This window comes from Nocardia sp. Tas62D01 (assembly GCF_055232035.1).
Genome location: NZ_JBUYUZ010000001.1, coordinates 5108064 through 5130163, shown reverse-complemented (window position 1 = coordinate 5130163; position 22100 = coordinate 5108064). Strand labels below are relative to the sequence as shown.

General features: G+C 66.3%; 20 protein-coding genes. 2 read left to right on the top strand and 18 right to left on the bottom strand.

Going from position 1 to position 22100, the window contains the following annotated elements; genetic code table 11:
• Window positions 1-78: 78 nt before the first annotated feature.
• From ACV7NQ_RS24070 to argS, 18 genes are all read right to left on the bottom strand, one after another.
• Window positions 79-1050 carry a F0F1 ATP synthase subunit gamma gene (locus ACV7NQ_RS24070; RefSeq protein ID WP_463361712.1) on the bottom strand — a complete coding sequence of 324 codons (972 nt, stop codon included), beginning with the start codon at window positions 1048-1050 and terminating at the stop codon, window positions 79-81.
• A gap of 55 nt (window positions 1051-1105) precedes the next feature.
• Window positions 1106-2743 (bottom strand): F0F1 ATP synthase subunit alpha, encoded by a 1638-nt coding sequence (atpA, locus tag ACV7NQ_RS24065; RefSeq protein ID WP_463361711.1) that lies wholly within the window; start codon window positions 2741-2743, stop codon window positions 1106-1108.
• Between the two features lie 64 nt (window positions 2744-2807).
• Window positions 2808-3617, bottom strand: coding sequence for a F0F1 ATP synthase subunit delta (locus ACV7NQ_RS24060; RefSeq protein WP_463361710.1), 810 nt, complete (start codon window positions 3615-3617; stop codon window positions 2808-2810).
• 19 nt (window positions 3618-3636) lie between these two features.
• On the bottom strand, window positions 3637-4197 hold the full coding sequence (locus ACV7NQ_RS24055; RefSeq protein WP_463361709.1) for a F0F1 ATP synthase subunit B: 561 nt from the start codon (window positions 4195-4197) through the stop codon (window positions 3637-3639).
• A 7-nt stretch (window positions 4198-4204) separates the two neighbouring features.
• Complete coding sequence (locus ACV7NQ_RS24050; RefSeq protein WP_463361708.1) at window positions 4205-4453, bottom strand: ATP synthase F0 subunit C; 249 nt, start codon at window positions 4451-4453, stop codon at window positions 4205-4207.
• 73 nt (window positions 4454-4526) lie between these two features.
• Window positions 4527-5375, bottom strand: coding sequence for a F0F1 ATP synthase subunit A (gene atpB / locus ACV7NQ_RS24045; RefSeq protein ID WP_463361707.1), 849 nt, complete (start codon window positions 5373-5375; stop codon window positions 4527-4529).
• Window positions 5376-5633: 258 nt separating this feature from the next.
• Window positions 5634-6128 carry a hypothetical protein gene (locus ACV7NQ_RS24040; protein ID WP_463361706.1) on the bottom strand — a complete coding sequence of 165 codons (495 nt, stop codon included), beginning with the start codon at window positions 6126-6128 and terminating at the stop codon, window positions 5634-5636.
• A gap of 10 nt (window positions 6129-6138) precedes the next feature.
• Complete coding sequence (locus tag ACV7NQ_RS24035; RefSeq protein WP_463361705.1) at window positions 6139-7284, bottom strand: glycosyltransferase family 4 protein; 1146 nt, start codon at window positions 7282-7284, stop codon at window positions 6139-6141.
• A gap of 37 nt (window positions 7285-7321) precedes the next feature.
• Entirely contained in the window at window positions 7322-7987 is a 666-nt protein-coding gene (locus tag ACV7NQ_RS24030; RefSeq protein ID WP_463361704.1) for an L-threonylcarbamoyladenylate synthase, read from the bottom strand.
• A gap of 115 nt (window positions 7988-8102) precedes the next feature.
• The gene (gene prmC, locus ACV7NQ_RS24025) at window positions 8103-8975 is read right to left on the bottom strand and encodes a peptide chain release factor N(5)-glutamine methyltransferase (RefSeq protein WP_463361703.1); all 873 of its coding nucleotides are present in this window, start codon (window positions 8973-8975) and stop codon (window positions 8103-8105) included.
• Window positions 8976-8997: 22 nt separating this feature from the next.
• Window positions 8998-10068: a peptide chain release factor 1 gene (gene prfA / locus ACV7NQ_RS24020; RefSeq protein WP_463361702.1), complete on the bottom strand. Its 1071-nt coding sequence runs from the start codon at window positions 10066-10068 to the stop codon at window positions 8998-9000.
• A gap of 105 nt (window positions 10069-10173) precedes the next feature.
• Entirely contained in the window at window positions 10174-10413 is a 240-nt protein-coding gene (gene rpmE, locus ACV7NQ_RS24015; RefSeq protein ID WP_463361701.1) for a 50S ribosomal protein L31, read from the bottom strand.
• A gap of 394 nt (window positions 10414-10807) precedes the next feature.
• The gene (gene rho, locus ACV7NQ_RS24010; protein ID WP_463361700.1) at window positions 10808-12922 is read right to left on the bottom strand and encodes a transcription termination factor Rho; all 2115 of its coding nucleotides are present in this window, start codon (window positions 12920-12922) and stop codon (window positions 10808-10810) included.
• Between the two features lie 310 nt (window positions 12923-13232).
• Window positions 13233-14195: a homoserine kinase gene (gene thrB / locus ACV7NQ_RS24005; protein ID WP_463361699.1), complete on the bottom strand. Its 963-nt coding sequence runs from the start codon at window positions 14193-14195 to the stop codon at window positions 13233-13235.
• Between the two features lie 25 nt (window positions 14196-14220).
• Window positions 14221-15315 (bottom strand): threonine synthase, encoded by a 1095-nt coding sequence (gene thrC / locus ACV7NQ_RS24000; RefSeq protein WP_463361698.1) that lies wholly within the window; start codon window positions 15313-15315, stop codon window positions 14221-14223.
• The gene (locus ACV7NQ_RS23995) at window positions 15312-16667 is read right to left on the bottom strand and encodes a homoserine dehydrogenase (RefSeq protein WP_463361697.1); all 1356 of its coding nucleotides are present in this window, start codon (window positions 16665-16667) and stop codon (window positions 15312-15314) included. The genes thrC and ACV7NQ_RS23995 overlap by 4 nt, the downstream gene beginning before the upstream one ends.
• 144 nt (window positions 16668-16811) lie before the next feature.
• The gene (gene lysA / locus ACV7NQ_RS23990; RefSeq protein WP_463361696.1) at window positions 16812-18227 is read right to left on the bottom strand and encodes a diaminopimelate decarboxylase; all 1416 of its coding nucleotides are present in this window, start codon (window positions 18225-18227) and stop codon (window positions 16812-16814) included.
• A 286-nt stretch (window positions 18228-18513) separates the two neighbouring features.
• The gene (gene argS / locus ACV7NQ_RS23985) at window positions 18514-20172 is read right to left on the bottom strand and encodes an arginine--tRNA ligase (protein WP_463361695.1); all 1659 of its coding nucleotides are present in this window, start codon (window positions 20170-20172) and stop codon (window positions 18514-18516) included.
• A 90-nt stretch (window positions 20173-20262) separates the two neighbouring features.
• Here argS and ACV7NQ_RS23980 point away from each other — a divergent pair, with 90 nt between their 5' ends.
• Complete coding sequence (locus ACV7NQ_RS23980) at window positions 20263-21240, top strand: DUF3105 domain-containing protein (RefSeq protein WP_463361694.1); 978 nt, start codon at window positions 20263-20265, stop codon at window positions 21238-21240.
• Entirely contained in the window at window positions 21240-21974 is a 735-nt protein-coding gene (locus tag ACV7NQ_RS23975) for a DUF305 domain-containing protein (RefSeq protein ID WP_463361693.1), read from the top strand. The genes ACV7NQ_RS23980 and ACV7NQ_RS23975 overlap by 1 nt, the downstream gene beginning before the upstream one ends.
• The last annotated feature ends 126 nt before the right edge of the window (window positions 21975-22100 follow it).

Sequence of the window (22100 nt, the reverse complement as noted above, 5' to 3'; positions counted from 1 at the left end):
GTTTGATTGCGGCCTTCGCGGGGCCCTTCGTGGTTACGCAAGCTTCCGCCTCCGGGCCCGTCGCTCATGCCGCGGCGCTTAGTCGCGGTCCGAGCTCGAAGCCAGCGCGTTCACGCCGCCCACGATTTCACTGATTTCCTGCGTGATCTGGGCCTGCCGCGCCGAGTTCGCCTGCCTGGTAAGGACATTGGACAGCTCGTTGGCGTTGTCGGTGGCGGCCTTCATTGCGGTGCGCCGAGCCGCGGACTCGGATGCCGCTGCCTCGAGCAACGACGAGTAGATACGCGTGTTGATGTACTTCGGCAGCAGCGCGGCCAGTAGCACATCGGCAGCGGGCTCGAACTCGTACTGCGCGTGCACGTCGGCGGTGGCCGAGTCGGACAGACTGTCCTCGCCCAGGTCGAAGTTCTCATCGACGTAGCTGACCTGGATCGGCGCCAACCGGCGCACCTCCGGGGTCTGCGTCAGCATCGAGACGAAACGGGTGTACACGATGTGCAACTCGTCGACGCCCTCGATGTTGCCGGTGCCGTCCGGCGAGGGAACCTCACCCTCGGAGCCGACCATGAAGCTGTCCACCAGGTGTCGGCACGCGGCCGAGGCGTCGGTGTACTTCGGCTGCTGCGAGAACCCGGTCCAGGAACTGACCGGCGGCCGGCTGCGGAAGGTGTAGTAGATGAGGCCCTTGTTGCCCATCACGTACACCACCGGCTCCTTGCCCTCGTCGCGCAGCGTGGTCATGAGCTCCTCGGCGCGCTTGAGCACGTTCGAGTTGTAGCCACCACACATACCGCTGTCACTGGTGATGACCAGCACGGCCGCCCGGCGCGGATTCTCCCGCTCGGTCAGCAGCGGGTGCGAGAGGTTCGTCGACGCGCTCGCGAGCTCGCTGAGAACCTTGGTGATCTCCTCCGCGTACGGCTTGGCCGCGGCAACACGGGCCTGAGCCTTGGTGATCCGCGAGGTCGCGATCAGCTCCTGTGCCTTGGTGATCTTCTTGATCGAATTCACACCACGAATGCGGGAGCGCAATTCACGCAGGCTTGCCATCAGCGGTTCACTCTCCCTTCATTCGCCAGATTCGAATAACGCATGCTCACCCACGCTACTTCTCGACGTGCTTGCGGGTCACGGTGAGCGACTCGACCTCTTCGGAGTCGAGCTCGCCTGCGGCGGCCTCGTTCACCACGCGACTGCCGTCGGAGGCGAGGAAGCTCTGCTTGAACTTCTCGGTGGCCACCTTGATCGCGTCGGCGGCCTCGCCCTGGAGCACCTTGCCGCCGGCGATCGACTCGAACGCCTCGGGCACCGTGCGGTGCAGATCCTCGATCAGCTCGACGTTGAAGCGACGGATGTCGGCAACCGGAACCGACTCGTAGTAACCGGCGTCGACCAGGAAGATCGAGACGATCTGGTCCTCGACCGGAACCGGCGAGTACTGATCCTGCTTGAGCAGCTCGACCCAGCGGGCGCCACGCTCCAGCTGCGCCAGCGACGCGGCATCCAGGTCGGAGGCAAAGGCGGAGAACGCCTCCAACTCGCGGTACTGCGCCATTTCCAGACGCAGCGAACCGGCGACCTTCTTCATACCCTTGGTCTGGGCGGCGCCACCGACACGGGAGACCGAGGTACCGACGTTGATCGCCGGGCGGACACCCTTGTTGAACAGGTCGGACTCGAGGAAGACCTGGCCGTCGGTGATGGAGATGACGTTGGTCGGGATGAAGGCCGAGATGTCGTTGGCCTTGGTCTCGATGATCGGCAGGCCGGTCATCGAGCCGGCGCCCATCGCGTCGGACAGCTTTGCGCAGCGCTCCAGCAGACGGGAGTGCAGGTAGAAGACGTCACCCGGGTACGCCTCGCGGCCCGGCGGGCGGCGCAGCAGCAGCGAGATCGAGCGGTAGGCCTCGGCCTGCTTGGTCAGGTCGTCGAACACGATGAGAACATGCTTGCCTTGGTACATCCAGTGCTGGCCGAGGGCCGAACCGGTGTAGGGCGCAAGCCATTTGAAGCCGGCGGAGTCCGACGCGGGGGCAGCGACGATGGTGGTGTACTCCATCGCACCGTGCGCCTCCAGCGCGGTCTTGACGCCCGCGATGGTGGAACCCTTCTGGCCGATCGCTACGTAGATGCAGCGCATCTGCTTGGCCGGATCGCCCGAGTCCCAGTTGGCCTTCTGGTTCAGGATCGCGTCGATGCAGACCGCGGTCTTGCCGGTCTTGCGGTCGCCGATGATCAGCTGACGCTGGCCACGGCCGATCGCGGTGAGGGCGTCGATGGCGGTGATACCGGTGGCCATCGGCTCCTCGACCGGCTGGCGCTCCAGCACCGTCGCGGCCTGCAACTCGAGCACGCGCTGCTCTTCGGCCTCGATCTCGCCGAGGCCGTCGATCGGCTGACCGAGCGGGTTGACCACGCGGCCGAGGAACTTGTCACCCACCGGAACCGAGAGCACGTCGCCGGTACGCCGGACTTCCTGGCCCTCTTCGAGGCTGGCGAACTCGCCGAGGATAACGGCGCCGATGGCGCGGTCCTCGAGGTTCAGCGCGACGCCGAGCACACCACCGGGGAACTCGAGCAGTTCGTTGGCCATCGCCGAGGGCAGGCCACTGACGTGTGCGATGCCGTCGCTGGTGTCGATGACGACACCGACTTCTTCGATGGAGGTTTCCGGGGTGTAGCTCTGGGTGTAGCTCTCGATCGCGCTACGGATCTCATCGGTGGAGATCGTCAGCTCCGCCATAGTCTTCCTGCTCTCGCTGTCTGGTCTCGAATATCGGGGGTTTGGAGGCGCCAGGGCTGTGACATCAAGCCAGAGCCCGGCGCAGCCGTTCCAGTCGGCCGGTCGCACTGCCGTCGATTAGATCGTCGCCTAGATGCACGACGACACCGGTCAGCAGACTCGGATCGACTTGCACGTGCACGGTGACCGGCTTGCCGTAGATGCGCTGCAACGCCGACGCCAAGTGGTCACGCTGCTGCTGGGACAGGGCGATCGCCGCGCGGACGTGCGCGACGATCTGTCGGCGGCGGGCAGCCGCGAGATCGGACAATTCGTCGAACGCCTCGCCGATGCGCGTCTTCGACCGCGTCACCACCTGGTCCGCCAGGGACTGGGTGATGGCTTCGGCCTTGCCCGCGAGCAGCCGGTCGATCAACTCGCGCTTGGCCTCGGCGGGCTTCGCGCGGTCCGAAAGTGCCTGCTCCAACTCGGGGTTGTCGGCGATGATCCGGCCAATCCGGAACAGTTCGTCCTCGACTGCCTCGATCCGTCCGCTGTCGGCGGCCGACTCCAGCAGCGCCTCCTGCCCGAGCAACACCAGGGTGTCGACCAGATCGGATGTGCGCGACCAGTTCTGGGCCACCGCGGTGGTCAGCACCGCCAGCGTGGCAGCGCTGACCTTGCCGCCGAAGACCTGCTCACTGAGCTCGGCGCGCGCCGAGCCTGGCACCGATACGTCCGCGAGCGCCACACGCAGCGAACGCTGGTCGTCCAGCACGGCGACAACTGCGAACAGTTCCGACCCCGTTGTGGCCGCAACATTGTCGCTTCCGGTCAGAGCGGCCCGAAGCGCCTCCCGGGACCGGGAGCTTGCCTCGCGGCTCGCTGCGTACATGCTTCTCACTTTCGCGTCGCTACCTTCCGACCCCGATGCCGGCATTCGACTGGTCGAGTTCGGTCAGGAACCGCTCGATCGAAGCCGCTTGCTTAGCTTCGTCCGAAACCGATTGTCCGATAATCTTTTCCGCCAAATCTACGGCCGTCTGGCCGACCTCAGCACGCAGTTCGGTGAGAATCTGCTGCCGCTGGGCCTCCAGTTGGCTGTGGCCCGCTGCGACGATACGGTCGCTTTCGGCCTGAGCTTCCACGCGCATCTGCGCGAGGATCTGCTGGCCCTGGTTGCGTGCGTCCTCACGGATGCGCGCGGCCTCGAGCCGGGCATCGGCCAGCTGCTGCTGGTACTGCTGCAGGGTCAGCTGGGCCTCTTCCTGCGCGGCCTCGGCCCGCTGGAGTCCACCCTCGATCTTGTCGGTACGCTCATCCAGCACCTTCATCAGGCGCGGAGTGACGTACTTGTAGAAGATGACGCCGATGATCGCAATGCAGACCACCGACCACACGATGTCGTACGTCGCGGGAATAAGGGGGTTGATATCTCCCTCTGTATTCGCGGCGAGCAAAGAATGCGTGGTCATCGCAATCTCAGAAGATGAAGCCGGCGACGAGGCCGATCAGCGCGAGCGCCTCGGTGAACGCGATACCGAGGAACATGTTGGTGCGGATCGTGCCCTGCAGCTCAGGCTGACGAGCGATGCCCTCGATCGCCTTACCGACGACGATGCCGACGCCGATGCCAGGGCCGATGGCTGCCAGACCGTAGCCGATGGCGCCGAAGCCCTTGAACGTTTGCGTGGTGTTGGCGGCATCCTGGGCCAGGTACGCGAGGCTCATGAGTTCCATTTCCCTTTCTGTTGCTCACCCGCCGGTCGGCGTGATGTAGCAGGTTTCCGGTAGTTGTTGCAGGTCAGTGCGAGTCTGCGTGTTGTGCGAGTCCGATGTAGACGGCGGTCAGCAGCGCAAACACGTAGGCCTGCAGGAAGATGACCAAGATCTCGAAGAGGGTGAATCCGAGGCCCGCCAGCAGCGAGAACGGCGAGAACACCTTCATCCACGCGGCCGCGTCGAACAGGAAGAACCAGGTGGCGCTGAAGAACAGCACCAACATGATGTGACCTGCGAGCATGTTCGCCATGAGTCGGACCGTCAGTGTGAACGGGCGGAGCACGAACGTCGAAATGAATTCGATCGGAATCAGCAACACGTGCAGTGCGAGCGGAACATCCGGGACCACGGTACTGCTGCGCATGTACTTGACGAATCCATATTTCTTGATACCCACGTAGTTGAACGCGATGTACGCAAGCACGGCGAGTACCAGCGGCATGCCGACTCGGGCATTCGACGAGATGTTCAACCCCGGAATGATGCCGGAGAAGTTCAGAAAGAGGACCGTGAAGAAGATCGTCGCGATCAGCGGGAAGTACTTGCGGCCGGTTTCCTTACCGAGTACCTCTTCGCAGATCTGTTCCTTGACGAAGACCAAACCGGTCTCGGCAACGTTCTGCAGACCGCGCGGTATCAGACGGGGACTCCGGAATGCCAGCACCATGACAATGACCAGAACCGCCGTCATGATCAGACGGATCAGCATCAGGCGATCGAGTTCGAACGGCGTACCCTCGAACAGCAGGGCTGGAGGGAAGAAGTCGGACAGCGATGGCGCGTGGAACTCGCCAGCCAAAGTGGTGACGCTCAGCGTTCTCTCCCGTGTTCGGGCCGTGGGTTCGGTCGTACCCACGGTTCGATCGGACATTGACGATCAATTTGGTCGACTCAGGTCGGCGCGAATTTCGTCAGCAGCTGTGCGGCGGAGTTGGATTCCACCTGGCGTCTGTACGTATGTCGGCGACATCGTCGACATGCAGAACCGGAACCCCTCGGAGCCGGCACGGCAGTAAGCATAGCGGCGCTCAGCGGGACCGGGGCGATCCCCCCTTGCTCGATTCTTGCTCGATTGCTTGCTTACCAACACTTTACCAAGTTATCTACGACAGTGTGTAGGTGGGTGGGATTATTCCTGCGTAGTGGTCGGCTGTGACCCGATTTCGCGCTCCGCGGGCACCGCGTCGGAAGGTCGGGCGTCGGGCACCGTCACGTACGGAACCTTCTGCCGCAGAACGCCGTACGTCTCGGCGCCGAGCACGATGAGCAGGGCGCCCACCACCGTGAGGAACAGCATCATCCGATCGTAGAAATCGAAACGCTGCAGCACCGCGATCACCACCATGGCGACAAGCAACTTGCCGACCCAGCTGAGCAGCATGACCAGGCCCGCGGTGGTCGGCGGCAGTTTCGCGCCGAACAGCACCACGGCGGCCGTGGTCAGGATGAAACCGCCGCCGATGGCCGCGCCGAGCAGCGCGCCCCACAGCCCGGGCAGGCCCGCGACGGCGGAGGCAATGGCAACCGACAGCACAACCAGCACGATCAACCCGATCAGGCCATAGCGCAGCGCCGACTTGAGCGGCGCGTCGGGACCGGGGACAAGTGCTGGAGTAAAGCTCACGCTGCGAACTTTACCCGGACGGTGGTCGGTCGCCCGCCGCCTCCCCGCGTCGCAGACCCGGGATGGCGGTCACCACCAGCGCAAATACCAGCCCGCCCGCCATCAGCAGCACCACGAGTCGCCGATCCATCAGCGCGGTACCGACGGCGCCGAAGGCGAGTACGCCGACCCACAAATAGATGAGCAACACCACACGCCGATGCGAATGGCCGATCTGCAGCAGCCGGTGATGGAGGTGCATTTTGTCCGGAGTCGAGAAACTCACACCGGCGCGCACCCGTCGCACAATCGCCAGCAACAGATCGAGCACCGGAATGAACATCACCGCACCTACCAGCAGCAGCGGCGACAACAGACCGACGATGTCGCGAGGTCCGTAACCGTTCAACGGAATTCGGCCGGACGCACCGGTCGACACCGCGGCCAGCATCAGCCCGATCAGCATCGAGCCGGAATCGCCCATGAATATTCGGGCGGGCTGAAAATTGTGTGGCAGAAATCCCAGACAGGCGCCGGCCAGCGCGGCGGCGAGCAACGCGGGCGGATAGGTATCCACCGAACCGCCCTGGTCGTAGAGCAGGCCGACGGCGAAAACGAAGACGGCGCCGGCGCAGATCAGCCCAAGCCCGGCCGCGAGTCCGTCCAATCCGTCGACGAAATTCATCGCATTGATCAGGGTGACGGTGATCGCGACGGTGACCAGACCGCCCTGCAGCGCGTCCAGCACCACTGTCGTGTCGTTGAACGGGTCGTAGATGACGTACCAACTCAGGCCCATCACCGCCATCACACCGGCGGCGGTGACCTGACCGGCGAATTTGGTCAGCGCGTCCAGGCCCCAGCGGTCGTCGACGATGCCGACGAGCACGATCAGCGTGGCCGCAACCAGCACCGCCGGAATATCCGGCGCATAGTCGAAGCCGCGGCGCAGCGCGGGCAGTTGATGGGCGAACAGCACCGCCGCGACCACGCCGACATACATGCCGACGCCACCCATCCGTGGAATCGGCTTGACGTGCACATCCCGCTCGCGCGGCACGGCGACAGCGCCGAAGGCAATGGCAAGCACTCGAATCCCGCCGGTGGCCAGGAAGGTCACCGTTGCCGAGATCAGCAACACGAGCAACAGCTCGCGCAAGGGAACTACGGAACTCATCCGATTATCTGATCCGCCATGCGATCACACCGTCCGATCACCGCGACACGGCACTGGTCAGGGCATCCGGCGACATGCCGAGCACATCGGCGATATCGGCGACCGACACCGCGCCCTCGCGCAGAATCCGCGGCTGGTCGGCGGTGAGGTCGACGATGGTGGAGGCCACGGCGTGCTCGGACGGTCCGCCATCGAGGTAGACCCCGACCAGATCGCCGAGCTGATCGCGGGCCTCGGCCGCCGTCTTGGCCGGCGGCTGCCCCGAGACGTTGGCACTAGACACCGCGAGCGGGCCCACCTCGCGCAGCAGCTCCAGCGCGACCGGATGCAGCGGCATCCGCAGCATCACCGTTCCGCGCGTATCGCCCAGGTCCCACGCGAGCGAAGGCGCCTGCTGCACAACAAGACTCAGCCCACCCGGCCAGAACGCGCGGATCAGCTCACGGGCCTGCGGACGCACCGAGAAGACCAGGCCATCGATGGTGTGCCAGGACCCGACCAACACCGGCACCGGCATGTCCCGGCCACGACGTTTGGCCGCGAGCAGCGAGCTGACCGCCGACGAATCGAACGCGTCGGCGGCAAGGCCGTAGAGCGTGTCGGTCGGCAGCACGACGAGCCGCCCGGATTTCAGGGCGCTTGTGGCTGCGGAAAGTCCGGCGGCGCGCGAGTCGGGATCCGCGCAGTCGTAGACGGTACTCACAGGCCCCATCCTGTCACGCGGGCGCGGCAAGACCACCATCCCCCGGCCCAAACCCGCGGTGCACCGAAGGTCACGTCGGGTAGCTCGAATTCGCCGCGGGCCATCTCCGGGCGGGTCAGGAGCGGGTTGCAGCGACGAAGCGGGGTTTGCCCGCGAGGTCGGGGTGCTCGACGATGTCGGTGAAGTCACCCTGCTTCGAAAGCAGCGCGGCGAGCTCGGAACCGTTGGTGTCGTCGTGTTCGATGGCGGTGCCGCCGGCAGGGCGCAGCAGCCGGGCGATGGTGGGGATCATGGCGCGGATGACATCGAGTCCGTCGGGACCGCCGAACAGGGCCAGGTGTGGGTCGTGGTCGGCGACTTCGGGATCGAGCTGAGCATCTTCGGGGATGTAAGGCGGGTTGGAGATCACGATGTCGACCTTGCCGTCGAGTTCCGACAGCAGCTTCGGGTCGGTGACATCGTCGGCGTACAGGGTGATCGGGGTGTCGCCCTCGGCAATGCGCAGGTCGGCATTGCGGCGGGCCCATTGCAGCGCGGCCGGGTCTATTTCGATCGCATGCACGTCGGCGTCCGGTCGGGCCTGTGCGATGGCGAGGGCCAGCGCACCGGACCCGGTGCACAGGTCGACCACGACGGGCCTGTGATCGTGCGGCAGCGCTTCCAGTTGGCCGAGTGCCCAGGCGAAGAGCAGCTCGGTCTCCGGGCGAGGGATGAACACGCCTGGCCCGACCTCGAGGTCGATCTCGCCCATCGCGGCAAGACCCGTCAAGTGCTGCAAGGGAATTCGTTCCGCGCGCCGCGCGACCAGCGCGCGATATAGGGCGAGCTGTTCGGGCTCGACCAGCGGTGTCAGCGCCAATCTGTTCCGCTCGACACCGAGCAGGTGGGCGGCCAGATGCTCGGCATCGGCCTGCGGACTTTGCACTCCCGCTGCCTGCAATGTCTCGACGGCCTGATTGATTGCTGGACGCAAGGGCTCTCGGCTCATGCTGCTGACTTTGCCCGATGTGCTATTCTGCGGCCATTCGGGCTTCACGATCCGCCTTGCCGAGGGCATCGAGCAGCGCGTCCATGTCACCATCCAGCACTGCGTCCAGGTTGTGCGCCTTGAAGCCGATGCGGTGGTCGGCGATCCGGTTCTCCGGGAAGTTGTAGGTGCGGATGCGTTCGGAGCGGTCGACGGTGCGAATCTGGCTGGCCCGGCCTGCCGCGGCTTCCTGGTCGGCCTGTTCCTCGGCCAGCGCCTGCAGGCGCGCGGCGAGCACCTGCATGGCGCGCGCCTTGTTCTGTAGCTGGGAGCGTTCGTTCTGGCAGGTCACCACGATGCCCGACGGCAGGTGGGTGATGCGAACGGCCGAGTCGGTGGTGTTGACGCCCTGGCCGCCCTTGCCGGAGGAGCGGTATACGTCGATACGCAGATCGGATTCATCGATCTGCACCTCTTCCACCTCGTCGGGCTCCGGGTAGATGAGCACGCCCGCCGCCGAGGTGTGGATGCGGCCCTGCGATTCGGTCACCGGGACGCGCTGCACCCGGTGCACGCCACCCTCGAATTTGAGGCGAGACCAGACACCATCGCGGGCGGCGTCCTTGCTCTTGATCGACAGCGTGGCGTCCTTGTAGCCGCCGAGATCGGAGATGGTGACGCCGAGAATCTCGACCTTCCACCCGTGCCGTTCGGCATAACGCACGTACATGCGGGCCAGGTCCGAGGCGAACAGTGCCGACTCCTCGCCGCCCTCGCCGGACTTGACCTCGAGCACCACGTCGTCGCCGTCGTGCGGGTCGCGCGGGGCGAGCAGGTCGGCCAGCGTCTGCTCCAGCTCGACGACCTGGCTTTCCAGGTCGGGAATCTCGGCAGCGAAGGCGGCATCGTCGACCGCGAGTTCCTGCGCGGCGGCGAGATCGTCGCGCGCGGACTTCAGCTTGGTGTAGGTGGCCATGATCGGGGCCAGCTCGGCGAACCGCTTGCCGACGCGGCGCCCGGCGCCCGGATCATTGTGCAGCGCCGGATCGGCAAGCTGCGTCTCCAGGCCCTGATGCTCGGCCAGAATGTCATCGATCGCGGACGGTTGCGTCACAGTCTTGCTTCCTCTCGTATTTCCACGTCGTCCCGGCGATAGCAGGGACCACACAAAAGCACCGACGCCCGGCCTGCTGAGCAGGACCGGGCGTCGGCGAGGAAGCTACTTGGCGTCGGCCTCGGCCGTCTTCTTGCCGGCACGCTTGCCGTAGCGAGCCTCGAAGCGGGCCACACGGCCGCCGGTGTCGAGGATCTTCTGCTTGCCGGTGTAGAACGGGTGGCACTGCGAGCAAACCTCGACGGTGATGTGTCCCGACTCCTTGGTGCTGCGAGTCTGGAAGGTGTTGCCGCAACCACAGACGACCGTGGTGTCGACATACGTCGGGTGAATTCCTGCCTTCATGGTGTCCTCTCGATATTGGCCGCCGGGTCGCTCTCGCAGATCGCGAGAACGTGAACCGGAGCCGACTTAGGCGGGAGATCTGCTCAGCTGAGCAGACACAACGACCGTTCATTATGCCAGAACTGCCGCTACGCTGCCAAAACGAATCCAGCTATAGGTTTGTTCCCGCCGCACCACTCAGGAGCAAAGACGGCAGTCCGCAGCACTCAGGGTCCCGCTTGCATGGAGCCCCTGAGATTGCCATCCCAACAACCGATCTCGTGAGTACTTGGGTAACTCCCGGGGTACTCCAAGAGTCCTTTCGCACTCGACCCTCGGCCCGCCTCCCCGCGACTTCAACGGCACCCACTTGTGCGCTGAAGTCGCGGGGAGGCGGGCTAGCGCCCCTGTTTACTCACTCGTCGAGTGCGCCTGGCGCGGTCTTGCTTACCTGCATCAGGAACTCGAGGTTGGTCTTGCTCTTCTTCAGTCGGTCGATCAGCAGATCGATCGCCTGATGCGAATCCAAGCCCGTCAGTACGCGGCGCAGCTTGTGCAGCACCGCGGCCTCGTCGGGGCTCAGCAGTAGCTCGTCCTTACGGGTACCGGACGGGTTGACGTCCACCGCGGGGAACACGCGCCGTTCGGCGATCTTGCGGTCCAGCTTGAGTTCCGCATTGCCGGTGCCCTTGAACTCCTCGAAGATCACCGTGTCACCGGTCGAGCCGGTTTCCACCATTGCGGTGGCGATGATCGTCAGCGAGCCGCCGTTTTCTATATTGCGTGCCGCGCCGAGGAACCGCTTGGGCGGGTACAGCGCGGTCGAATCAACACCACCGGACAGGATTCGGCCCGAGGCAGGCGAGGAGTTGTTATACGCACGGCCCAATCGGGTGATCGAGTCGAGCAGCACCACAACATCTTTGCCCATTTCGACCAGGCGCTTGGCCCGCTCGATGGCCAACTCGGCGACCGATGTGTGATCCGACGGCGGACGGTCGAAGGTCGAGGCGATGACCTCACCCTTCACCGAACGCTGCATGTCTGTGACCTCTTCCGGACGCTCGTCGACCAGCACAACCATGAGGTAGACCTCGGGGTTGTTGATGGCAATGGCGTTGGCGATGTCCTGCATGATCGTCGTCTTGCCGGCCTTCGGCGGGGAAACAATCAGCGCACGCTGGCCCTTACCGATCGGCATGATCAGATCGATCACACGCGTGGTCAACTTATTCTGCGTGGTCTCGAGCCGCAGTCGCTGGTTCGGGTAGAGCGGGGTCAGCTTGCTGAACTCGGGCCGCCGCTTGGCCGCCTCGACATCACCGCCATTGACGGTGTCCAGGCGCACCAGCGGATCGAACTTCTGCCGCTGATTGCTCTGCTCGCCGTCGCGCGGCGCGCGCACCGCACCGGTGATCGCGTCGCCGCGGCGCAGGCCGTTCTTGCGGACCAGGTTCATCGAGACGTAGACGTCGTTCGGTCCTGCCAGGTAGCCCGAGGTCCGCACGAAGGCGTAGTTGTCCAGCACGTCGAGGATGCCCGCGACCGGCTGCAACACGTCGTCTTCGCGGATCTCCAGCTCACGAGCCTCGCCGGTGCCCGCGCCGCCCTCGCGGTCACGACCACGACGCCGTTCCCGGAAGCGACGTCCCCGCCGTCCGCGACCGCCCTCGTCCTCGTCACCGCCACGGTTGCTGTCGCCGCCCCGGCCGCCGTCACTGCCGCGGCCACTATTGCCGTTGCCGTTCTGGCTGCTGCGCTCGGACTGATTGCGCTCACCCGACTGGTTGCGCTCGCCCTGATTACGCTCAGCGGACTGGTTACGCTCGCTCTGACTGCGCTCGCGACGGCGTTCGCCCTGTTCCTGTTCCTGCTTCGGCTCGTCACCACGTGGCTCGGCCGACGCGGTCTCGCCGCCGGAGCGGGCCTGGTCACGACCGCGACGCTGCCTGCCGCGACCACGCTGACCGGCCTCCCGGCCGGAATCCTCAGTGGTCTCGGACGGCGCGCCATCGGCCTGCACCGAGTCGGCCTGCGATTGGTCCGACCGAGCGGACTTCGAGGGAGCGGCCTGCGTCTCGGTCGACGCAGCGGCTGGCACCACGGCGGGAGCCTGATTAGATGCGGCGCCAGCCTGATTCGAGGGAGCGGAAGCCTCTATCGCCGCGACAGGAGCCGCGGGCGTGACGTCCAGGGTCGCCTGCTCGGCACGTGCCGGCGCCGCCTCGGCGGTGTCCGCGTCAGACTTCACCTCGCCACGCGCAGGCTTTTCAGCCTTCGCCGACTTTCCGGTCTGGTTTTCCTTGATGGCGGCGATCAAATCGCCTTTGCGCATTCCGGAGGTGCCTCGGATACCGAGTTCCCCCGCGAGCGCGCGCAACTGCGGCAACAACATTCCAGTCAGCCCCGATCGTGCGACGTCGGTTTTTTCGCTCATCTTCGAAATCTGTCCGGAGTCACTTTCGCGGTCGCCCGGGGTCGTTGGGTTGGATTCCACCCCGGGTGTCGCGAGCAGGTCCGTATCTGTCACGGAAATCCTTTCCTTCCCTCGATTGCCGTGTGCTATTTCGAGGGTTCGTTCCGCAGTCCGGGCATTCTGCCGGACTCGGATGGTGCCGTATCACCTGCCCCGCCGGACCGGCGGCTTCGCCACCGGTAGCGAAAGGTGGGAGAGATCATTCCAGTTGCGCAGCTACGCAGCACCCCCATGGCCTGGAGGCTCGAGCCTGGAGCCTGCTGGAGCGATTGCCCTGGATGAAGCACCGGCGTCTGATGCGCACGATGTACGGACTTGCCCAGGATAGCTGGCAACTGCAAGCCTCGGCAAGGCGGACTCGCCGTTAGTCGACCTGGACGCCTTCCGCGAGTCCCGGCTCGACCACTCGCAGGCCCTCCGCGGCCGCCAGTTCGCGGAGTTCCTGGGGGAATTCGCTGGTACCCAAGGCCAACACGGTAGGGCCCGCGCCGGAAACAGTTGCCGCGATACCGGCCGCACGCAGCCGGTGGATCCAGGCGGTCGTCAGCGGTAGCGCGGGGGCACGCTGGGTCTGGTGCAGCCGATCCGCGGTCGCGGGCAGCAGCAAATCGGGACGCTGGGTCAACGCGACGACCGCGAGCGCGGCCCGGCTGACGTTGAATGCGGCGTCGCCGTGCGGCACGACCTCGGGCAGCAGGCCACGGGTGTGCGCGGTGGACGAGCGCTCTTCGGGAATGAGCACCACCGCACGCAGGGCCGGATGCGGATCCAGGCGCACCGCGCGATAAACGCGGGTCGGCGCGGGTGGCGAGGTGCCGTCCGCGCCGGCGTCGGCCGGGCGATCGGTCTCGGTCCAGGACACCACAACGCCACCGAACACGCTGGCGGCGGCGTTGTCCGGGTGACCTTCGAATTCCGAAGCCAGCTGCACCAATTGGTCGGCGCCTGTGGCCAGCGCCGGGTCCAACTCGGCGGCAAGCGCGCAGCCCGCGGCCAGTCCGCCGACCACCGCGGAGGCCGACGACCCCAGACCGCGCGAATGCGGAATTACGTTGCGGCACACCACATCCAGGCCGTCTGCCCAAACACCCGCGGATTCCAGGCCGCGCTCGATCGCGCGGACCACGAGATGCGAAGGACCCCATGGCACATCGTCGGCGCTTTCACCCTCCACTCGGATCGTAAGGCCGGAATCGGTAGTGCGCACCTCGATCTCGTCGTAGATGCCCAATGCCATACCGAGCGAATCGAATCCGGGACCGAGGTTGGCGCTGGACGCGGGTACCCGCGCGGTCACGGACATGCCTGCGGGCAGTGTCCGTGTCATCAACTGGCTTTCGCGCGAACTCAACTCAGGCCAGCTCGAGTTCGTGGGCGACCGCGACCGGGTCGACCCGAATCGCCTGTACCTGCGGCATTCCCAACAGCGCGGTGTCGGGATCCTTGAGCCCATTACCGGTGACGGTGCAGACCACGGTCAGCCCGGAATCCAGCCAGCCCTCCTTGCGAGCGGCGAGCAGACCGGCGACGCCGGCGGCCGAAGCCGGCTCCACGAAGACACCCTCGGTGGCGGCGACCAGGCGGTACGCCTCCAGGATTTCCTCGTCGGTGGCGGCGCGGAACGCGCCACCGGATTGTTCCTTGGCCTCCATCGCGCCGTTCCAGGACGCGGGCGCACCGATCCGGATCGCGGTCGCGATGGTCTCCGGATCCTTCACCGGGGCACCGTTGACCAGCGGCGCGGCGCCAGCGGCCTGCACGCCGAGCATGCGCGGCAGCCGGGTGGTGATGCCGTCAGCGTAGTACTCGCGGTAACCGCGCCAGTAGGCGGTGATGTTGCCCGCGTTGCCCACCGGCAGCGCGTGCACATCGGGGGCCTTGCCGAGCACGTCGCAGATCTCGAACGCTGCGGTCTTCTGGCCCTCGATGCGGGCCGGGTTCACCGAGTTCACCAGTCCGATGCTGGGGAAATCCGCGGTCACCTTGCGCGCCAGCTCCAGACAGTCGTCGAAGTTGCCCTCGACCTGAATGATCTTCGCGCCCAGCATTACCGCCTGGGCCAGCTTGCCCATGGCGATCTTGCCCTGCGGGATCAGTACGGCGCAGGTCATGCCGGCGCGGGTCGCGTAGGCGGCGGCCGATGCCGATGTGTTGCCGGTGGAGGCGCACAGCACGGCGGTCTGGCCGCGGTACTTGGCGTCGGTGATCGCCATGGTCATGCCGCGGTCCTTGAACGAACCCGTCGGGTTCAGACCCTCGACCTTGAGATAGACATCACACCCGGTCAGCGAGGACAGGTGCGGTGCGGGCACCAGCGGGGTGCCGCCCTCGAACAGCGTGACCGGCTCCCAGTCGGCTGCGCCCGCGAGTCGATCGCGATAGGCCGTGATCAGACCGGGCCAGCGGGAGTGCACTCCTGCCTGCGGCGCGACGCCAATCGTACTCATTCTTCGGTGCCTTCCAATCTCAGAACACTGGTGACGGATGTGACGGACTCCATCTCCGCCAGGGCGGCCACGGTGTCCGCGAGCGCCGACTCCACCGCGTGGTGGGTGACTACGACCAGGCGCGCACCGTCGCCGTGTCCCTCTTGGCGGACGGTCGAGATGCTCACCCCGTGGTTGGCGAACTCGCCTGCCACCTTGGCCAGAACCCCAGGACGGTCTTCGACCTGCAGGTTCACGTGGTAACGGGTGGGCGTATCGCCGATCGGCGCAATCGGTAGCTCAGCATAAACCGATTCACCCGGTGCGCGGCCACCGTAGAACTTGTTGCGCGCGGCCATCACCAGATCGCCGAGCACCGCGGACGCCGTCGGGGCACCACCGGCGCCCTGACCGTAGAACATCAGCCGCCCGGAATTCTCCGCCTCGACGACCACGGCATTGAAGGCACCGCTGACGGCTGCCAGCGGGTGCTTGCGCGGGATCAGGGCCGGGTAGACGCGCACCGAAACGCGCTCCTTGCCGCCCTCTTCCAGAGTCGGCTCGCCGGGACCTGCGCCGACCCGCTCGCAGATGGCGAGCAGTTTGACGGTGCAGTTCACCGCGGACGCGGTCTCCAGATCCTCCGCGGAGATCTTCGAGATGCCCTCGCGGTACACATCGGCGGCGGTGACCCGGGTGTGGAACGCCAGCGAGGCCAGGATCGCGGCCTTGGCGGCGGCATCGTAGCCCTCCACGTCGGCGGTCGGGTCGGCCTCGGCATAACCGAGGCGGGTGGCCTCCGCCAGGGTGTCGGAGTAGTCCGCGCCGGTCTCGTCCATCGCGGAGAGGATGAAGTTGGTGGTGCCGTTGACGATGCCGACGACCTTGTTCACCCGATCGCCGGCCAGCGACTGGATCAGCGGGCGCACCACCGGGATGGCGCCGGCGACGGCGGCCTCGAAGTACAGGTCGGCGCGGCTGCGCTCGGCGGCCGCGGCAAGTTCGCCGGTGTAATCGGCCAGCAGCGCCTTGTTGGCGGTCACCACGGACTTGCCCGCGTTCAATGCGGCCAGGATCAATCTCCGCGGCGGATCGATACCGCCGATGACCTCGACCACCAGGTCGACGTCGGCGCGGGCGACCAGTGCGTCCGCGTCGGTGGTCAGTAGTTCGGCCGGGATACCGCGGTCGGTGTCCAGGTTGCGCACCGCGACGCCGCGCAGCACCACCGGCGCGCCGACACGGGAGCGCAGGTCATCGGCGTGGTCGCGCAGAATGCGCACCACCTCGGTGCCGACATTGCCCATGCCGAGGACGGCGACTCCGATCGGATGATCGGCTCCCCACGAGCCGTTCTTCGCAGGATCGGTCATGATTCCACCTCTGTGTTATTGCGGGAGTTCCCGCACCCCATCGGTCTGATAAGCGCTTCGCGATCGTGTCTCATCACACCTCCAGGTTATTGCGGGAGTTCCCGCACCCCATCGGTCTGATAAGCGCTTCGCGATCGTGTCTCATCACACCTCCAGGCTGAGCAGGTCCGCCACCGTTTCCCGGCGCAGAATGAGTCGCGGCACTCCGTCACGAACCGCGACGACCGCCGGACGAGTGAGCTGGTTGTATCGGCTCGACATCGAGTAGCAATACGCGCCGGTGGCCGCGACCGCCACCAGATCGCCGGGGCCCACATCGGCCGGCATCCACGTGTCGCGGATGACGATATCGCCACTCTCGCAATGTTTTCCGACCACGCGCGCGACCACCGGATCGGCCTCCGAGGAACGCGAGACCAGGCGGCAGTCGTAGTCCGCCTGATACAGGGCCGGGCGAATGTTATCGCTCATGCCGCCGTCGACGCTGACGTAACGCCGACTCAGGCCGCCGTCCAGCGAGACGTCCTTGATGGTGCCGACCTCGTATAGGGTCACGGTGCCGGGTCCGGCGATGGCGCGACCCGGCTCCACCGCGATGGTCGGCGCGGGCAGCCCGGCGCGGTCGGCTTCCTCGCCGACCAGCTTGCGCAGGCTCGTCGCGAACTCGTCCAGCGGCGGCGGGTCGTCGTTCGGCAGGTACGAAATACCGAGGCCGCCGCCGAGATCCAGCGTGGCGATCTGCACGGTGCGCTCGACGCCGAACTTGTCGACGCCGGCGCGCAGCAGCCCGAGCATCCGTCGCGCGGCAATCTCGAAACCGTCCAGCTCGAAGATCTGCGAGCCGATGTGACTGTGTAGCCCGACGAGTCGCAGATTGTCCGCCTCGAAGACACGGGCGAGCGCCTCCATCGCATCGCCGCCGGCGATGGAGAAACCGAACTTCTGGTCCTCGTGCGCGGTGGAGATATATTCGTGCGTATGGGCTTCCACGCCGACGGTGACGCGGACCAGCACGTCCTGGACCACTCCGGCACGACCGGCGACGGCCTCGAGACGATCGATCTCGATCAGCGAGTCGACCACCACGTGCCCGACACCGGCGGCGACCGCCGCCCCGAGTTCGGCGACGGATTTATTGTTGCCGTGCAACGCAATTCGTTCGGCCGGGAAACCGGCGTGCAATGCGACGGCCAGCTCACCGCCGGAGCACACGTCCAGCGAGAGGCCCTCGTCACGAATCCAGCGCGCGATCTCACCGCACAGAAATGCCTTGGACGCGTAGTGAACTCGGGCATTCGACCCGAACGCGTGCACCATATCGCGACAGCGGGAACGGAAGTCGTCCTCGTCCACCACGAACAGCGGGGTGCCGAACTGGGCCGCGAGCTCGTGTACCGGCACGCCGGCCAGGTGCACCACGCCGTCGGCGTCACGAGAGGCGTTGCGCGGCCAGACATTCACCGGCAAATCAATCATCTGCTTCGGATCACGTGGCCGCTCGGCCAGATTAGGCGCGTGCGGGATCTCGGCGTGCCGGGGACCGGCCGGATGCGCGCTCACGCCTCCACCTCGCTGCCGCTCGGCTCCGCCGCAACCGCGCAGGCGGCAGTGCCCAAGGTTCGCTCGCTCCGCTCCCTCACGCCTCCACCTCGCTGCCGCTCGGCTCCGCCGCAACCGCGCAGGCGGCAGTGCCCAAGGTTCGCTCGCTCCGCTCCCTCACGCCTCCACCTCGCTGCCGCTCGGCTCCGCCGCAACCGCGCAGGCGGCAGTGCCCAAGGTTCGCTCGCTCCGCTCCCTCACTCGACGTCCTTCCTCACACTGCTCGTCTCGAACACCGATAGCCCGTTCACATGCGCTCCGGTGCGCTGACGCCGAGCAGGCCGAGGCCGTTGCCGAGAACCTGACGGGTGGCGTTCACCAAGACCAGGCGGGCGGCGTTGGTCGGCGAGACCGGCTCGTCGCCCAGCGGCAGCACCCTGAGGTTCCTGTTGGTCTGGAACCGGTGGTAGGCGCCCGCTAGCTCCTCCAGATAGCGAGCGACCCGGTGCGGCTCACGCAGGCTCGCCGCACTGGCCACCGCGCGCGGGTATTCGCCGAGAGTGCGAATGAGTTCGCCCTCTTCGTCGGCGGTGAGCAGGCCGAGATCCACTGGCACCGAGTCGTATTCGAATTCGGCGGCATTGCGCGCGATGGAGGCGGTCCGCGCGTGCGCGTATTGCACATAGTAGACGGGGTTTTCGCTGCTCTGACTGGTCCACAGGTTCAGGTCGATGTCGATGCTCGAGTTCACCGAGCTGCGCACCAGCGAGTAGCGCGAGGCGTCCACGCCGATCGCCTCGACCAGATCGTCGAGGGTCACCACGGTGCCCGCCCGCTTGCTCATCTTCACTGCCCCACCATCTTTGAGCAGATTCACCATCTGCCCGATGAGCACCTCGACAGTCGCCGGATCGTCGCCGAACGCGGCGGCGGCGGCCTTCAACCGGCCGATATAACCGTGGTGGTCGGCGCCGAGCATGTAGATGCACAGGTCGAAGCCGCGCGAGCGCTTGTTCTGGAAGTAGGCGATATCGCCGGCGATGTAGGCGGCATTGCCATCGCTCTTGATGACCACCCGGTCCTGGTCGTCACCGTATTCCGAGCTGGCGATCCACCAGGCGCCGTCCTTCTCGTACAGGTCACCGGAGTCCTCGAGCTTGGCGACGGCCTGCTCGACCGCACCGGACTCGAACAGCGAGCTCTCGTTGAAGTAGACGTCGAAGTCGGTGCCGAATTCGTGCAGCGACTCCCGGATCTGGGCGAACATCAACTCGACGCCCTGGGCACGGAACAGCTCCAGCCGCTCGTCCTCCGGCAGCGTTGGCGCCTCCGGATACGCGGCAATGATCTTGTCGGCGATCTCGCCGATGTAGACGCCCGCGTAGCCGTTCTCCGGGGTCGGCGCGCCGGTGGCCGCCGCGACCAGCGACTTGGCGAACCGGTCGATCTGCGCGCCGTGATCGTTGAAGTAGTACTCGCGGGTGACATCGGCACCCTGTGCGGCCAGGATTCGGCCGAGTGCGTCACCGACCGAGGCCCAGCGGGTACCGCCGAGATGCACCGGGCCGGTCGGGTTGGCCGATACGAACTCCAGGTTGATCCGCGTCCCCTGCAAGGTGTTCGAGGTGCCATAACCGGCGCCGGCCGCGAGCACCTGCTCGACGATCACGCCTTGCGCGGACGCGGCGAGCCGGATGTTCAGGAAGCCGGGACCAGCCACATCGGCGGAGTCGACACCATCCGCCGCGGCGAGGGCCGCGGCGAGCCAGGTCGCCAACTCGCGCGGGTTCGCTCCCGCCTTTTTGGCCACCTGCATCGCCACATTCGTGGCATAGTCACCGTGTTCCGGATTACGGGGGCGCTCCACGTTGACCTCGTCGGGCAGGACCGCAGGGTCCAGTCCACGTTCGACAAGCACCTTCGCCGCGGTTGCGCGAAGGAGATCTGCAAGGTCAGCTGGAGTCACGAGTCTCTATCCTATGGTCTGGGCGGGTGTACACCTCGAGTGGGCACCGCACAGCCAGAGATCCATCACGTCGAAAGAGCACAGCGAGCAATGCCTAGCAGGACCAGCGCCAAGGCCGTCCAGGCCGCGGGCAAGTCGTCGTCTTCCCGCAAAGGCGGCGGTAAGGGCCCACTGAAGAAGAAGCGTCAGGTGCCTTGGCTGGCCGTCGGGGCGGCCGCGGTCGTCATCGCACTGGTGGGTGTACTCGCCTACAGCCTGGTGCCCAAGTACCTGGACAAGGCCGACCTCGAGAAGTACACGCCGAGCGCGCAGAGCAAGGATCCGTCGGATCAGATCGAGGGTGTGATCAAGAAGGACTACCCGGCCGGTCTGCACGTCGCGGGGACCCAGCGGGTGGCCTACGACCAGAGTCCGCCGTTCGGCGGCCCGCACGATGCGGCCTGGGCGAACTGCACCGGCGTGGTGTACAGCAAGCCGATCCGGGTGGAGAACGCGGTGCACTCGCTCGAGCACGGCGCGGTCTGGATCACCTACAACCCGGACAAGGTCGACGCGGCCGGGATCGACACGTTGAAGCAGAAGGTCGAGGGCAAGCAGCAGACGCTGATGTCGCCTTACCCTGGCCTGACATCGGCGATATCGCTGGAGTCCTGGGGCCACCGGCTGAACCTGGACAGCGCCGACGACAAGCGGGTCAACCAGTTCCTCACCGCGCTGCGCGCCAACCCCTACACCTACCCCGAGGTGGGCGCCAGCTGCTCCAACCCGTCCTTCGACGCGAACAACCCGCTGCCGTTCGATCCGACGCCGCCGGGACCGAACGCGGTGCCGATGGACGGTAAGGGCCTGTCGCAGGACCAGACCGAACTCGGCGGCGGCGGCATGCCCGGTCTGCCCGGCGGAATCCCCGGCATCCCCGGCGTGCCGGGACAGCCCGGCGCTCCCGGCCAGGCCGGTGTTCCGGCTCTGCCCGGTGTTCCGGCTCTGCCCGGCGTTCCGGGTCTGCCCGGTGCCGAGCTCCCGACGCAGCCCGCGCCGGGTCAGCCGCAACCGCCTGCAGGTCAGTGATGCCCGTGGACACCCTGCCGGAAGCGACCGACACCGATTCCGGACTGGGCGGCCAGTTCCGCCGCCAGCGCACCCCGCTGCTTGTCCTCGGCGCGATCGGGATCCTGCTGATCGGTTTCGCCGTCGGCGTGCTGGCCCGAATTCCCTTAAACAACAACAACGTCGAACCCGATCCGAGCGCGGTCGACATCGGTTTCAGCCAGGACATGGCGGCTCACCACGCCCAGGCGGTCGACATGGCGGGCGTCGTGCTCGTCGGCTCCACCGACAACGACGTGCGCCGACTCGCCTACGACATCCTGACCACCCAGCAGAACCAGGTCGGCCGGATGCAGGGCTGGTTGCAGCTGTGGGGCAAGCCGGTAGAGAACGTCGACGGCTACATGGGCTGGATGACCGAACCCGCGAGCAGCGGCCATGACCACTCCGGCGCGGGCGCCCCCGCGAGCCACGCCATGTCCGGCCCGATGCCGACCATGCCGGGTATGGCGACCAACGCGGAGATGACGGCGCTGCGCCAGGCTACCGGCCCGGCACTGGACACGCTGTTCCTGCAACTCATGCTGCGCCACCACCAGGGCGGCCTTTCGATGATCCAGTACGCCGCTCAGCACGCCGAAACCACTGCCGTGCGCACCCTGGCCAGCACCATGGAGACCACCCAGACGAGCGAAGCCCAACTGATGACCACCATGCTCGCCGCCCGTGGCGCCACCCCGCTACCGCTGAACTGAGACCCGAACACGCCGCGCCGGACCCGCGAAAGCACCCGGCCCGGCGCGCTTTTTGGCGGAGCGCACCCAATGCGATACGCTTTCCCCGCCCGATCGGCTGCCACCCAGGCACCGAGCGGGACCATC